General features: G+C 56.2%; 12 protein-coding genes. All 12 read left to right on the top strand.

Features of this window, described 5'->3' with window-relative positions; all coding sequences use genetic code 11:
- Positions 1 to 562: 562 nt before the first annotated feature.
- On the top strand, positions 563 to 1,003 hold the full coding sequence (gene nuoA / locus L2Y28_RS15200; RefSeq protein ID WP_003861475.1) for an NADH-quinone oxidoreductase subunit NuoA: 441 nt from the start codon (positions 563 to 565) through the stop codon (positions 1,001 to 1,003).
- 15 nt (positions 1,004 to 1,018) lie between these two features.
- Positions 1,019 to 1,693, top strand: coding sequence for an NADH-quinone oxidoreductase subunit NuoB (nuoB, locus tag L2Y28_RS15195; RefSeq protein ID WP_003861482.1), 675 nt, complete (start codon positions 1,019 to 1,021; stop codon positions 1,691 to 1,693).
- An 89-nt stretch (positions 1,694 to 1,782) separates the two neighbouring features.
- A complete protein-coding gene (gene nuoC / locus L2Y28_RS15190; RefSeq protein ID WP_003861484.1) occupies positions 1,783 to 3,585 on the top strand; it encodes an NADH-quinone oxidoreductase subunit C/D in 1,803 nt (600 codons plus the stop codon).
- A gap of 2 nt (positions 3,586 to 3,587) precedes the next feature.
- Positions 3,588 to 4,088, top strand: coding sequence for an NADH-quinone oxidoreductase subunit NuoE (nuoE, locus tag L2Y28_RS15185; protein WP_006176513.1), 501 nt, complete (start codon positions 3,588 to 3,590; stop codon positions 4,086 to 4,088).
- Positions 4,085 to 5,422, top strand: coding sequence for an NADH-quinone oxidoreductase subunit NuoF (gene nuoF / locus L2Y28_RS15180; protein WP_006811381.1), 1,338 nt, complete (start codon positions 4,085 to 4,087; stop codon positions 5,420 to 5,422). Before nuoE ends, nuoF begins: the two co-directional genes overlap by 4 nt.
- A gap of 54 nt (positions 5,423 to 5,476) precedes the next feature.
- On the top strand, positions 5,477 to 8,200 hold the full coding sequence (gene nuoG, locus L2Y28_RS15175; RefSeq protein ID WP_022648829.1) for an NADH-quinone oxidoreductase subunit NuoG: 2,724 nt from the start codon (positions 5,477 to 5,479) through the stop codon (positions 8,198 to 8,200).
- A complete protein-coding gene (gene nuoH / locus L2Y28_RS15170) occupies positions 8,197 to 9,174 on the top strand; it encodes an NADH-quinone oxidoreductase subunit NuoH (protein WP_022648828.1) in 978 nt (325 codons plus the stop codon). The genes nuoG and nuoH overlap by 4 nt, the downstream gene beginning before the upstream one ends.
- 14 nt (positions 9,175 to 9,188) lie before the next feature.
- Positions 9,189 to 9,731, top strand: coding sequence for an NADH-quinone oxidoreductase subunit NuoI (gene nuoI / locus L2Y28_RS15165; RefSeq protein WP_003861491.1), 543 nt, complete (start codon positions 9,189 to 9,191; stop codon positions 9,729 to 9,731).
- A 10-nt stretch (positions 9,732 to 9,741) separates the two neighbouring features.
- Positions 9,742 to 10,296 carry an NADH-quinone oxidoreductase subunit J gene (gene nuoJ, locus L2Y28_RS15160; protein ID WP_006176507.1) on the top strand — a complete coding sequence of 185 codons (555 nt, stop codon included), beginning with the start codon at positions 9,742 to 9,744 and terminating at the stop codon, positions 10,294 to 10,296.
- Positions 10,293 to 10,595, top strand: coding sequence for an NADH-quinone oxidoreductase subunit NuoK (gene nuoK / locus L2Y28_RS15155; RefSeq protein ID WP_006176506.1), 303 nt, complete (start codon positions 10,293 to 10,295; stop codon positions 10,593 to 10,595). The genes nuoJ and nuoK overlap by 4 nt, the downstream gene beginning before the upstream one ends.
- Positions 10,592 to 12,433 carry an NADH-quinone oxidoreductase subunit L gene (gene nuoL, locus L2Y28_RS15150; RefSeq protein ID WP_022648827.1) on the top strand — a complete coding sequence of 614 codons (1,842 nt, stop codon included), beginning with the start codon at positions 10,592 to 10,594 and terminating at the stop codon, positions 12,431 to 12,433. Before nuoK ends, nuoL begins: the two co-directional genes overlap by 4 nt.
- A 160-nt stretch (positions 12,434 to 12,593) precedes the next feature.
- Positions 12,594 to 14,123, top strand: coding sequence for an NADH-quinone oxidoreductase subunit M (gene nuoM, locus L2Y28_RS15145; protein WP_022648826.1), 1,530 nt, complete (start codon positions 12,594 to 12,596; stop codon positions 14,121 to 14,123).
- The last annotated feature ends 2 nt before the right edge of the window (positions 14,124 to 14,125 follow it).

The raw sequence follows: 14,125 nt of genomic DNA, 5'->3' as shown, positions 1-14,125 counted from the left end.
GAGTGGTTTTTTTTGCTATTCATAACCGCGAACGGAGCAGGGTTAAAGCAAATACCGCTTATTTATCAATGCAGAAAATGCTTTTGGTTAAGGTGTAAACGATACCTCTTCTAACTTGCCTAATACCCCGCCGATGTTAAAAAAACAGGAAATATGTTGCTGTTTTTTTGATTGAATTAACAAAAGCGTGTCTCAGATCAAGAAAATACTCCCATTTGGGGGGAGGAATCGTTGGCAAATCCTGTCAAAATAGGAGGGTTATTTTTTTTACTTCCAAAACGGACACGATTCAACAAGATGCATTTGACGTAAAGTCATGTACCCACCAGGGTTAAAGGGCACCAAATGTTAATGAGAATCGCACGTTGTAATTTAATGTGAAGAAACCTTTGTTAAAGTTGACAAAAGGTTATAGAAAGGAGTAAAAAACCCCATCATTTTGCTGTCTATGTCTCATTTCTGACAGTTAGTGTAAGGTTATTTTGTTCCTCCCCATGAATCGATGTGATGCCCATCTGCCAGCAAGAGCAGTGTCGTCGGTATCACTTTTGATGAGTAAGCAATGAGTATGTCAACATCCACAGAAGTCATCGCTCATCACTGGGCATTCGCAATCTTTCTTATTGTAGCCATTGGCCTGTGCTGCCTGATGTTAGTCGGCGGCTGGTTCCTGGGCGGTCGCGCCCGCGCAAGGCACAAGAACACACCTTTCGAATCAGGTATTGATTCAGTAGGTACCGCTCGCTTACGCCTGTCTGCCAAGTTCTACCTGGTAGCCATGTTCTTCGTCATTTTCGACGTGGAAGCGCTTTACCTCTTCGCGTGGTCTACCTCCATTCGCGAAAGTGGTTGGGTGGGCTTTGTCGAGGCCGCAATTTTCATTTTAGTGTTACTGGCCGGTCTGGTTTATCTGGTGCGTATTGGCGCGCTGGACTGGACACCTGTGCGTTCACGCCGTGAACACATCAACCCGGAAAACAGTATCTCTAATCGTCAGCAGTAACAGCGAGGCAATAAGATGGATTATACGCTCACCCGCATAGATCCTAACGGTGAGAATGACCGTTACCCCCTGCAAAAACAGGAGATCGTAACCGACCCCCTGGAGCAAGAAGTCAACAAAAGCGTGTACATGGGCAAGCTCGAACATGCCATGCACGATATGGTCAACTGGGGTCGTAAGAACTCCATCTGGCCATACAACTTTGGCCTTTCTTGCTGCTACGTTGAAATGGTGACGTCATTCACTGCGGTGCATGACGTTGCGCGTTTTGGGGCCGAGGTACTGCGTGCTTCTCCACGTCAGGCTGACCTGATGGTGGTGGCCGGGACCTGCTTTACCAAGATGGCACCGGTTATTCAGCGTCTTTATGACCAGATGCTGGAGCCAAAATGGGTTATCTCCATGGGCGCATGTGCAAACTCCGGCGGTATGTACGACATTTATTCCGTTGTGCAGGGCGTTGATAAGTTCATTCCGGTGGATGTGTACATCCCGGGCTGCCCGCCGCGTCCAGAGGCCTATATGCAGGCGCTGATGCTGCTGCAGGAGTCAATCGGTAAAGAACGCCGTCCGCTCTCCTGGGTTGTTGGCGATCAAGGTGTCTATCGCGCGAACATGCAGTCTGAGCGCGAGCGTAAACGTGGTGAACGTATTGCCGTCACCAACCTGCGTACGCCTGACGAAATTTAATTTGCGCCTGTGGGCCTGGAGAACACCTTCGCATATCACTACTCAAATAGCGCGAAGCCAGGCTTAACAGTCACCACGGACCATTTGCAATGGTGAACAATATGACCGACTTAACCGCGCAAGAAGCCGCCTGGCAGACCCGGGATCATCTCGATGACCCCGTCATTGGCGAACTGCGCAACCGTTTTGGGCCGGATGCCTTTACTGTTCAGGCCACCCGCACCGGGGTACCCGTTGTTTGGGTGAAGCGTGAGCAATTACTGGAAGTTGTCGATTTCCTCAAGAAATTGCCAAAACCTTACGTCATGCTGTTTGACTTACACGGCATGGACGAACGTCTGAGAACGCACCGCCAGGGTCTCCCTGCTGCGGATTTTTCCGTTTTCTACCACCTGATCTCAATAGACCGCAACACGGATATCATGCTCAAGGTGGCATTGTCTGAAAACGACATGCATTTGCCGACGATCACCAAACTTTTCCCAAACGCTAACTGGTACGAGCGTGAAACCTGGGAAATGTTCGGCATGACCTTCGACGGCCACCCGCATCTGACGCGCATCATGATGCCGCAGACCTGGACCGGCCACCCGCTGCGTAAAGACTACCCGGCACGCGCCACCGAATTCGACCCGTTTGAGCTGACCAAAGCCAAGCAGGATCTGGAGATGGAAGCGCTGACCTTCAAGCCGGAAGACTGGGGCATGAAGCGCGGCACCGAAAACGAGGACTTCATGTTCCTTAACCTCGGTCCAAACCACCCGTCTGCGCACGGTGCATTCCGTATTATTCTTCAGCTTGACGGCGAAGAGATTGTCGACTGCGTGCCTGACATTGGCTACCACCACCGTGGTGCTGAGAAGATGGGCGAGCGTCAGTCCTGGCACAGCTACATTCCGTATACCGACCGTATCGAATACCTCGGCGGCTGCGTAAACGAGATGCCATACGTGCTGGCTGTTGAGAAACTGGCAGGCATCACCGTCCCGGATCGCGTTAATGTGATTCGCGTGATGCTGTCTGAACTGTTCCGTATTAACAGCCACCTGCTGTACATCTCCACGTTCATTCAGGACGTCGGCGCGATGACGCCGGTCTTCTTCGCCTTTACCGACCGTCAGAAAATCTACGATCTGGTGGAAGCGATTACCGGTTTCCGTATGCACCCGGCCTGGTTCCGCATCGGCGGCGTGGCGCACGATCTGCCGCGCGGCTGGGACCGCCTGCTGCGTGAATTCCTCGACTGGATGCCGAAACGTCTGGCGTCTTACGAGAAAGCCGCGCTGCGTAACTCCATCCTGAAAGGCCGCTCCCAGGGCGTTGCTGCCTACGGCGCGAAAGAGGCGCTGGAGTGGGGAACCACAGGTGCTGGCCTGCGCGCAACCGGTATTGATTTCGACGTGCGTAAAGCCCGTCCTTACTCTGGCTACGAGAACTTCGACTTTGAAGTCCCGGTTGGCGGCGGCGTTTCCGACTGCTACACCCGCGTGATGCTGAAAGTGGAAGAGCTGCGCCAGAGCCTGCGCATCCTTGAGCAGTGCCTCAACAACATGCCGGAAGGCCCGTTCAAGGCGGATCACCCGCTGACGACGCCGCCACCGAAAGAGCGCACGCTGCAACATATCGAAACCCTGATCACCCACTTCTTGCAGGTTTCCTGGGGCCCGGTCATGCCGGCACAAGAATCCTTCCAGATGATTGAAGCGACCAAGGGTATCAACAGCTACTACCTCACCAGCGACGGCAGCACCATGAGCTACCGTACCCGCGTGCGTACGCCAAGCTTTGCGCACCTGCAGCAGATCCCGGCCGCCATTCGCGGCAGTCTGGTCTCCGACCTGATTGTGTATCTGGGTAGTATCGATTTTGTTATGTCAGATGTGGACCGCTAATTATGCACGAGAATCAACAACCACAAACCGAGGCTTTTGAGCTGAGTGAAGCAGAGCGTGCCGCCATTGAGCACGAGATGCACCACTACGAAGACCCGCGTGCGGCGTCCATTGAAGCGCTGAAAATCGTACAGAAACAGCGTGGTTGGGTGCCGGATGGGGCGATCTATGAGATCGCAAAAGTGCTGGGCATTCCGGCAAGTGACGTAGAAGGCGTAGCCACGTTCTACAGCCAGATCTTCCGTCAGCCGGTCGGCCGCCATGTGATCCGCTACTGTGACAGCGTTGTCTGCCACATTACCGGTTATCAGGGCATTCAGGCTGCGATTGAGAAGAAACTTAATATTAAGCCGGGCCAGACCACGTTCGACGGACGCTTTACCCTGCTGCCAACCTGCTGCCTGGGTAACTGCGACAAGGGACCGACCATGATGATTGATGAGGACACTCACAGCCATCTGACGCCGGAAGCGATTCCTGACCTGCTGGAGCAGTACAAATGAAAACTGTAATTCGTACTGCTGAGACGCATCCGCTGACCTGGCGTCTGCGCGATGACAAACAGCCGGTCTGGCTCGACGAATATCAGAGCAAAAACGGCTATGCCGGTGCGCGTAAAGCCCTCGGCGGCATGGCACCAGACGACATCGTTAATGCGGTAAAAGATTCTGGCCTGAAAGGGCGCGGCGGTGCGGGCTTCTCCACCGGTCTGAAGTGGAGCCTGATGCCGAAAGATGAATCCATGAACATCCGTTACCTGCTGTGTAACGCCGATGAAATGGAGCCGGGTACCTATAAAGACCGCCTGCTGATGGAACAGCTGCCGCACCTGCTGGTGGAAGGCATGCTGATCTCCGCGTTCGCGCTGAAAGCGTACCGTGGCTACATCTTCCTGCGCGGCGAATACATCGAAGCGGCTGAAAACCTGCGTCGCGCGATTGCCGAAGCCACTGAAGCCGGACTGCTGGGTAAAAACATCCTGGGCACCGGGTTTGACTTCGAGCTGTTCGTGCACACCGGTGCCGGGCGTTATATCTGCGGTGAAGAAACCGCGCTGATTAACTCCCTGGAAGGCCGCCGCGCGAACCCGCGCTCCAAGCCACCGTTCCCGGCAAGCTCCGGCGTGTGGGGTAAACCGACCTGTGTAAACAACGTCGAAACCCTGTGTAACGTTCCGGCTATCCTTGCGAACGGCGTGGAGTGGTATCAGGGCATCTCATCAAGTAAAGATGCCGGTACCAAGCTGATGGGCTTCTCCGGTCGCGTGAAGAATCCTGGCGTCTGGGAGCTGCCGTTCGGCACCACCGCACGTGAAATTCTTGAAGACTACGCCGGCGGCATGCGCGATGGCCTGAAATTCAAAGCCTGGCAGCCGGGTGGGGCAGGGACAGACTTCTTAACCGAAGCCCACCTTGACCTGCCAATGGAGTTCGAAAGCATTGGTAAAGCAGGCAGCCGTCTGGGTACCGCGCTGGCGATGGCCGTCGACCACGAGATCGGCATGGTATCCCTGGTGCGTAACCTGGAAGAGTTCTTCGCCCGCGAGTCCTGCGGCTGGTGTACACCATGCCGTGACGGTCTGCCGTGGAGCGTGAAGATCCTGCGCGCTATCGAACGTGGCGAAGGCCAGCCTGGCGATATCGAGACACTTGAGCAACTGTGTCGATTCTTAGGGCCAGGTAAAACCTTCTGTGCTCACGCACCGGGTGCCGTCGAGCCGCTGCAGAGCGCGATTAAATATTTCCGCGACGAATTCGAAGCAGGCATCAAGCAGCCGTTCAGCAATACCCATTCTATCAATGGTATTCAGCCGAACCTGCTGAAAGCACGCTGGTAAAAACAGAATTTTGATTAACGCTCGGTTTCGGCCGAGCCAACTGGAAGCATGCTAATGGCTACGATTCATGTAGACGGCAAAGAATACGAAGTCAACGGGGCGGACAACCTGCTGGAAGCTTGTCTGTCTCTTGGCCTCGATATTCCGTACTTTTGCTGGCATCCGGCGCTGGGCAGCGTCGGTGCTTGCCGCCAGTGTGCGGTGAAGCAATATCAAAACGCGGAAGACACGCGTGGTCGACTGGTGATGTCCTGTATGACGCCAGCCACCGAAGGCACTTTTATTTCGATTGATGACGAAGAAGCCAAACAGTTCCGCGAAAGCGTAGTGGAGTGGTTGATGACCAACCACCCACACGACTGTCCGGTGTGTGAGGAGGGTGGTAACTGCCACCTTCAGGATATGACCGTCATGACTGGTCACAGCTTCCGTCGCTATCGCTTTACCAAGCGTACTCACCGAAATCAGGATCTGGGGCCGTTCATCTCTCACGAAATGAACCGCTGCATCGCCTGCTACCGCTGCGTGCGTTACTACAAAGATTATGCAGACGGTCAGGATCTGGGCGTGTATGGCGCGCATGACAACGTTTACTTCGGTCGTCCGGAAGACGGTACGCTTGAAAGCGAATTCTCCGGTAACCTGGTAGAAATCTGCCCGACCGGCGTGTTCACGGATAAAACCCACTCCGAGCGTTACAACCGTAAATGGGACATGCAGTTTGCGCCAAGCATCTGCCAGCAGTGCTCCCTCGGCTGTAACACCAGCCCGGGTGAACGTTACGGTGAACTGCGTCGTATCGAAAACCGTTACAACGGTACCGTTAATCACTACTTCCTCTGCGATCGCGGTCGTTTTGGCTATGGCTATGTGAACCTGAAAGACCGTCCGCGTCAGCCGGTTCAGCGCCGTGGCGACGACGTCATTACCCTCAACGCTGAACAGGCGATGCAGGGCGCGGCAGATATTCTGCGCCAGTCGAAGAAAGTGATCGGCATCGGCTCCCCGCGCGCCAGCATCGAAAGCAACTTCGCGCTGCGTGAGCTGGTTGGGGCGGAAAACTTCTATACCGGTATCGCCCATGGCGAGCAGGAACGTCTGCAACTGGTGCTGAAAGTGCTGCGTGAAGGCGGTGTACACACGCCTGCGCTGCGCGAAATCGAATCCTATGATGCGGTTCTGGTGCTCGGGGAAGACCTGACGCAGACCGGCGCACGCGCGGCTCTGGCGGTTCGTCAGGCGGTGAAGGGTAAAGCACGTGAAATGGCAGCGGCGCAGAAAGTGGCTGACTGGCAGATTGCGGCGATCCTCAACATCGGCCAGCGCGCGAAGCATCCTCTGTTTGTGACTAACGTCGACAACACCCGTCTGGACGATATCGCCGCGTGGACCTACTGCGCACCGGTTGAAGATCAGGCGCGCCTCGGCTTTGCCATTGCCCACGCGCTGGACAGCAACTCGCCGGCCGTTGAACTGGATCGCGACCTGCAGAACAAGGTCGACGTGATTGTTCAGGCGCTGGCGGGGGCGAAAAAACCACTGATCATTTCCGGTACCAACGCCGGTAGCGCTGAAATCATTCAGGCCGCAGCGAACGTTGCCAAAGCCCTGAAGGGCCGTGGCGCTGACGTCGGTGTGACCATGATTGCCCGTGCGGTGAACAGCATCGGACTGGGCATGATTGGCGGCGGCTCGCTGGAAGAAGCGTTAAGCGAACTGGAATCCGGTTCTGCTGATGCGGTGGTAGTGCTGGAAAATGACCTGCATCGCCACGCTTCCGCCGCTCGCGTTGACGCCGCGCTCTCCAAAGCACCGCTGGTGATGGTTATCGACCATCAGCGCACCGCGATCATGGACAAAGCACACCTGGTGCTCTCTGCTGCAAGCTTCGCAGAAAGCGACGGGACGGTGATCAACAACGAAGGCCGCGCACAGCGCTTCTTCCAGGTTTATGACCCGGCCTACTACGACAGCAACACCGTGATGCTGGAAAGCTGGCGCTGGCTGCACTCTCTGCACAGCACCGTGCAGAGCCGTGAAGTGGACTGGACGCAGCTCGACCACGTTATCGACGCGGTTGTTGAGAAACTGCCTCAGCTGGCGGGCATTAAAGACGCCGCGCCTGACGCAAGCTTCCGTATTCGCGGCCAGAAACTGGCGCGTGAGCCGCACCGCTACAGCGGTCGTACTGCGATGCGTGCCAACATCAGCGTGCACGAACCGCGTCAGCCGCAGGATAAAGACACCATGTTCGCCTTCTCGATGGAAGGGAACAACCAGCCGTCTGCGCCGCGTTCGCAAATCCCGTTTGCATGGGCACCGGGCTGGAACTCCCCGCAGGCATGGAACAAATTCCAGGCTGAAGTGGGTGGTCATCTGCGCCACGGCGATCCGGGCGTGCGTCTGATTGAAGCCACCGAAACCGGTCTGGACTTCTTCTCTACCGTTCCGGAACGTTTCCAGGCACAGGAAGGCCACTGGCGTATTGCGCCGTACTACCATCTGTTCGGTAGCGACGAAATGTCCCAGCGTTCTCCGGTATTCCAGCAGCGTATGCCGCAGCCGTACATCAAGCTCAACCCGGCGGATGCCGCGAAGCTTGGCGTTAACGCGGGTGCGAACATTGCCTTTAGCTACGACGGCCAGACAATCAGCCTGCCGCTGATTATTTCGGAAAGCCTGTCAGCAGGGCAGGTGGGTCTGCCGATGGGTATGCCTGGCATCGCGCCGGTCCTGGCGGGTGCGCATCTTGATAACCTTCAGGAGGCAAAAGCATGAGTTGGTTAACGCCGGATCTTATCGACATCCTGCTGAGCATTCTGAAAGCGGTCGTCATTCTGCTGGTGGTCGTCACCTGCGGCGCGTTCATGAGCTTTGGTGAACGTCGTCTGCTCGGTCTGTTCCAGAACCGTTACGGACCGAACCGCGTGGGCTGGGGTGGTTCACTCCAGCTGGTGGCGGACATGATCAAGATGTTCTTTAAAGAGGACTGGGTTCCGCGCTTCTCGGACCGCGTGATCTTTACGCTGGCGCCGATGATCGCCTTTACCTCGCTGCTGCTGGCGTTTGCTATCGTTCCCGTCAGCCCGACCTGGGTGGTGGCTGACCTGAACATCGGCATTCTGTTCTTCCTGATGATGGCAGGCCTCGCGGTGTACGCGGTGCTGTTCGCAGGCTGGTCCAGTAACAACAAATACTCGCTGCTGGGTGCGATGCGTGCTTCCGCGCAGACGCTGAGCTACGAAGTGTTCCTGGGGCTCTCCCTGATGGGCGTGGTGGCGCAGGCCGGTTCATTCAACATGACCGACATCGTCAACAACCAGGCCGACATCTGGAACGTTATCCCGCAGTTCTTTGGTTTTGTGACCTTTGCTATCGCGGGCGTGGCGGTGTGTCACCGTCACCCGTTTGACCAGCCAGAAGCCGAACAGGAACTGGCCGACGGTTACCACATTGAATATTCCGGTATGAAATTCGGTCTGTTCTTCGTGGGCGAGTACATCGGTATCGTCACCATTTCCGCGTTGATGGTAACGCTGTTCTTTGGTGGCTGGCATGGCCCGTTCTTACCGCCGTTCATCTGGTTCGCGCTGAAAACCGCGTTCTTCATGATGATGTTCATTTTGATTCGTGCGTCCTTACCGCGTCCGCGTTATGACCAGGTAATGTCCTTCGGCTGGAAAGTGTGCCTGCCGCTGACGCTCGTCAACTTGTTGGTAACGGCGGCTGTCATTCTCTGGCAGCAGCCATAAGGGGCTTTGAGATCATGACCTTAAAAGAATTACTCGTAGGCTTTGGCACCCAGGTACGCAGTATCTGGATGATCGGCCTGCACGCGTTTGCCAAACGCGAAACCCGGATGTATCCGGAAGAGCCGGTATATCTGCCGCCGCGCTACCGTGGCCGTATCGTGCTGACGCGCGACCCGGACGGTTCCGAGCGCTGCGTAGCCTGTAACCTGTGTGCGGTAGCGTGTCCGGTAGGCTGTATCTCTCTGCAGAAAGCCGAGACGGTAGACGGCCGCTGGTACCCTGAGTTCTTCCGCATCAACTTCTCACGCTGCATTTTCTGCGGTCTGTGTGAAGAAGCGTGCCCAACCACGGCGATTCAGCTGACTCCAGACTTCGAGCTGGGTGAGTACAAGCGTCAGGACCTGGTGTACGAGAAAGAGGATCTGCTGATTTCCGGTCCGGGCAAATACCCGGAATATAACTTCTACCGGATGGCGGGTATGGCAATCGACGGCAAAGATAAGGGCGAAGCAGAGAACGAAGCTAAGCCTATCGACGTCAAGAGCCTGTTACCGTAAGGAGAGGGGAATGGAATTCGCTTTTTATATCTGTGGCCTTATCGCCATCCTGGCTACGCTGCGAGTGATCACGCACACCAATCCGGTGCATGCGTTGCTGTATTTAATCATTTCGCTGCTGGCTATTTCCGGGGTGTTCTTTGCGCTGGGCGCGCACTTCGCCGGTGCGCTGGAAATTATCGTCTACGCGGGTGCCATTATGGTGCTGTTCGTGTTCGTGGTGATGATGCTCAACCTGGGCGGCTCTGAAATTGAGCAGGAACGTCAATGGTTAAAACCGCAGGTGTGGATTGGCCCGGCAATTTTGTCGGCCATCATGCTGGTGGTGATTGTTTACGCTATTCTGGGCGTTAACGACCAGGGCATTGACGGCACGCCAATCAGCGCCAAGGCTGTTGGTATTGCGCTGTTTGGTCCGTACGTTCTGGCGGTTGAACTGGCCTCTATGCTGCTGCTGGCGGGCCTGGTTGTTGCCTTCCACGTCGGTCGCGAAGAACGTGTGGGTGAGGTGCTGAGCAACCGCACTGATGACCGTGCGAAAAGAAAAACGGAGGAGCGCGCATGATCCCCTTAACACATGGACTGATCCTCGCTGCGATTTTGTTCGTTCTGGGCTTAACCGGTCTGGTTATCCGCCGCAATCTGCTGTTTATGCTGATCGGTCTGGAAATCATGATCAACGCTTCCGCGCTGGCCTTTGTGGTCGCCGGCAGCTACTGGGGCCAGGCCGACGGTCAGGTGATGTACATTCTCGCCATCAGCCTCGCGGCTGCCGAAGCGAGTATTGGCCTGGCGCTGTTGCTGCAGCTCCATCGTCGCCGCCAGAACCTGAACATCGATTCAGTAAGTGAGTTGCGTGGATGAACATGCTTGCCTTAACCATTATTTTTCCGCTGATTGGCTTCGTGCTGCTGGCATTTTCTCGCGGCCGCTGGTCTGAGAATCTGTCTGCCACCGTGGGCATTGGCTCAATCGGTCTGGCTGCGCTGGTGACAGCGTATGCGGGTATCGATTTCTTTAACAATGGACGTCAGGCCTACAGCGTGCCGCTGTGGAACTGGATGTCGGTCGGTAACTTCAACATCGGTTTCAACCTGGTGCTGGATGGTCTGTCTCTGACCATGCTCTCCGTGGTCACCGGCGTGGGCTTCCTGATCCACATGTTCGCCTCCTGGTATATGCGCGGTGAAGAGGGATACTCCCGCTTCTTCGCCTACACCAACCTGTTTATCGCCAGCATGGTGGTTCTGGTGCTGGCCGATAACCTGCTGCTGATGTATCTGGGCTGGGAAGGCGTGGGTCTGTGCTCTTACCTCCTGATCGGTTTCTACTACACCGATCCGAAGAATGGCGCAGCGGCCATGAAAGCGTTCGTCGTGACCCGCGTGGGTGACGTCTTCCTCGCTTTCGCGCTGTTCATTCTCTACAACGAACTGGGCACGCTGAACTTCCGCGAAATGGTGGAACTGGCGCCAGCGCACTTCGAAGCAGGCAACAACATGCTGTGGTGGGCAACGCTGATGCTGCTGGGTGGTGCTGTGGGTAAATCCGCACAGCTGCCGTTGCAGACATGGCTTGCTGACGCGATGGCGGGTCCAACCCCTGTCTCCGCGCTGATCCACGCCGCGACCATGGTCACCGCCGGTGTCTACCTGATTGCGCGTACCCATGGCCTGTTCCTGATGACCCCGGAAATTCTGCATCTGGTGGGTATCGTCGGTGCGGTTACGCTGGTGCTGGCAGGCTTTGCCGCGCTGGTGCAGACCGACATCAAACGCGTTCTCGCGTACTCCACCATGAGCCAGATTGGTTACATGTTCCTGGCGCTGGGCGTTCAGGCGTGGGACGCAGCCATTTTCCACCTGATGACGCACGCGTTCTTTAAAGCGCTGCTGTTCCTCTCATCCGGTTCGGTGATCCTGGCCTGCCACCACGAGCAGAATATCTTCAAAATGGGCGGACTGCGTAAGTCCATCCCGCTGGTCTATGTCTGCTTCCTGGTAGGCGGCGCGGCGCTGGCGGCACTGCCGCTGATTACCGCAGGCTTCTTCAGTAAGGATGAAATCCTGGCGGGTGCCATGGCGAATGGTCATATCAATCTGATGGTTGCGGGTCTGGTCGGTGCGTTTATGACTTCCCTGTACACCTTCCGTATGATTTTCATCGTCTTCCACGGTAAAGAACAAATTCACGCCCACGCAGGGAAGGGGATTACCCACCACCTGCCGCTGATTGTGCTGCTGGTACTCTCCACCTTCGTTGGCGCGATGATTGTGCCACCGTTGCAGGGCGTACTGCCGGCAACAACCGAGCTTGAGCACGGTCGCGTTCTGACGCTTGAAATCACCTCCGGCGTTGTGGCTATCGCGGGCATCCTGATTGCCGCATGGCTGTGGCTGGGCAAACGCACGCTGGTGACTGCCGTTGCCAACAGCGCGCCGGGCCGTCTGCTGGGCACCTGGTGGTACAACGCATGGGGCTTCGACTGGCTGTACGACATGATCTTCGTGAAGCCGTTCCTGGGCATTGCGTGGCTGTTGAAGCGCGATCCGCTGAACAGCCTGATGAATATCCCGGCGATCCTCTCTCGCTTTGCAGGTAAAGGCCTGCTGTACAGCGAGAACGGCTATCTGCGCTGGTATGTGGCATCCATGAGCATCGGTGCGGTTGTCGTGCTGGCGCTGCTGATGGTGTTGCGATAGTGGTTTTTGCCCGGTGGCGCTGCGCTTACCGGGCCTACGAGACCGTAGGTCGGGTAAGCGTGAGCGTCACCCGACACCACAAACCGCACTAACACGTGAATTTTGTCGAATTCGTTGAAAATCGGTCCCTGAGGGACTTTAACAAGGAATAAAAATCGCCATGTTATTACCCTGGCTAATATTAATTCCCTTCATCGGCGGCTTCCTGTGCTGGCAGACTGAACGCTTTGGCGTGAAGATGCCGCGCTGGATCGCGCTGATCACCATGGGATTGACGCTCGCGCTTGGCCTGCAACTGTGGTTGCAGGGTGGCTACTCATTGACCCAGTCTGCGGGCCTTCCGCAGTGGCAATCTGAGTTCATTCTGCCGTGGATCCCACGTTTCGGTATCACGATCCACCTTGCGATTGACGGTCTGTCGCTGCTGATGGTCGTGCTGACCGGTCTGCTCGGCGTTCTGGCGGTACTCTGCTCCTGGCGAGAAATCGAAAAATACCAGGGCTTCTTCCACCTGAACCTGATGTGGATCCTGGGCGGCGTTATCGGCGTGTTCCTGGCCATCGACATGTTCCTGTTCTTCTTCTTCTGGGAGATGATGCTGGTGCCGATGTACTTCCTGATCGCGCTGTGGGGCCACAAGGCATCCGACGGTAAAACGCGTATCACGGCGGCCACCAAGTTCTTCATCTACACCCAGGCGAGCGGTCTGGTGATGTTGATTGCCATCCTGGCGCTGGTGTTTGTGCATTACAACGCCACCGGCGTCTGGACCTTCAACTATGAAGATCTGCTGAAGACCCCGATGTCCCACGGCGTGGAATACATGCTGATGCTCGGCTTCTTCATCGCCTTCGCGGTGAAAATGCCGGTGGTTCCGCTGCACGGCTGGCTGCCGGACGCCCACTCTCAGGCGCCAACGGCGGGTTCCGTTGACCTGGCGGGTATCTTGCTGAAAACGGCGGCCTACGGTCTGCTGCGTTTCTCCCTGCCGCTGTTCCCGAACGCCTCCGCAGAGTTTGCGCCGATTGCCATGTGGCTTGGCGTGATCGGTATCTTCTACGGTGCATGGATGGCCTTCACGCAGTACGACATCAAACGTCTGATTGCTTACACCTCCGTATCCCACATGGGCTTCGTACTGATTGCCATCTACACTGGCAGCCAGCTGGCGTACCAGGGCGCGGTGATCCAGATGATTGCGCACGGCCTGTCCGCTGCCGGTCTCTTCATCCTGTGTGGTCAGCTGTACGAACGTCTGCATACCCGCGACATGCGTATGATGGGCGGCCTGTGGGGCAAAATGAAATGGCTGCCTGCACTCTCCATGTTCTTCGCGGTTGCCACCCTGGGTATGCCAGGTACCGGTAACTTCGTTGGCGAATTTATGATTCTGTTCGGCAGCTTCAAAGTGGTTCCGATGATTACCGTCATCTCCACCTTTGGTCTGGTGTTCGCCTCCGTGTACTCGCTGGCGATGCTGCACCGCGCCTACTTCGGTAAAGCGAAGAGCGAAATTGCTGCTAAAGAACTGCCGGGGATGTCGCTGCGTGAGCTGTCCATCATCCTGCTGCTGGTCGTACTGCTGGTGCTGCTGGGCTTCTATCCGCAGCCGATTCTGGATACCTCGCACTCCGCAATGGGTAACATCCAGCAGTGGTTTGTTAATTCTGCTTCTACTACAAGGCCGTAATT

This window comes from Enterobacter sp. JH25 (assembly GCF_021725435.1).
Taxonomy (GTDB): Bacteria; Pseudomonadota; Gammaproteobacteria; order Enterobacterales; family Enterobacteriaceae; genus Enterobacter; species Enterobacter intestinihominis.
Note: the sequence above shows the minus strand (reverse complement) of the source record. Positions and strands in the feature narration are given on the sequence as shown.

Excerpts from the sequence above, each read along its gene's own strand:
- nuoM (WP_022648826.1), top strand. The coding sequence starts at position 12,594 with ATGTTATTACCCTGGCTAATATTAATTCCCTTCATCGGCGGCTTCCTG.
- nuoK (WP_006176506.1), top strand. The coding sequence starts at position 10,293 with ATGATCCCCTTAACACATGGACTGATCCTCGCTGCGATTTTGTTCGTT.
- nuoJ (WP_006176507.1), top strand. The coding sequence starts at position 9,742 with ATGGAATTCGCTTTTTATATCTGTGGCCTTATCGCCATCCTGGCTACG.
- nuoG (WP_022648829.1), top strand. The coding sequence starts at position 5,477 with ATGGCTACGATTCATGTAGACGGCAAAGAATACGAAGTCAACGGGGCG.
- nuoC (WP_003861484.1), top strand. The coding sequence starts at position 1,783 with ATGGTGAACAATATGACCGACTTAACCGCGCAAGAAGCCGCCTGGCAG.
- nuoL (WP_022648827.1), top strand. The coding sequence starts at position 10,592 with ATGAACATGCTTGCCTTAACCATTATTTTTCCGCTGATTGGCTTCGTG.
- nuoF (WP_006811381.1), top strand. The coding sequence starts at position 4,085 with ATGAAAACTGTAATTCGTACTGCTGAGACGCATCCGCTGACCTGGCGT.
- nuoI (WP_003861491.1), top strand. The coding sequence starts at position 9,189 with ATGACCTTAAAAGAATTACTCGTAGGCTTTGGCACCCAGGTACGCAGT.
- nuoH (WP_022648828.1), top strand. The coding sequence starts at position 8,197 with ATGAGTTGGTTAACGCCGGATCTTATCGACATCCTGCTGAGCATTCTG.
- nuoA (WP_003861475.1), top strand. The coding sequence starts at position 563 with ATGAGTATGTCAACATCCACAGAAGTCATCGCTCATCACTGGGCATTC.
- nuoB (WP_003861482.1), top strand. The coding sequence starts at position 1,019 with ATGGATTATACGCTCACCCGCATAGATCCTAACGGTGAGAATGACCGT.
- nuoE (WP_006176513.1), top strand. The coding sequence starts at position 3,588 with ATGCACGAGAATCAACAACCACAAACCGAGGCTTTTGAGCTGAGTGAA.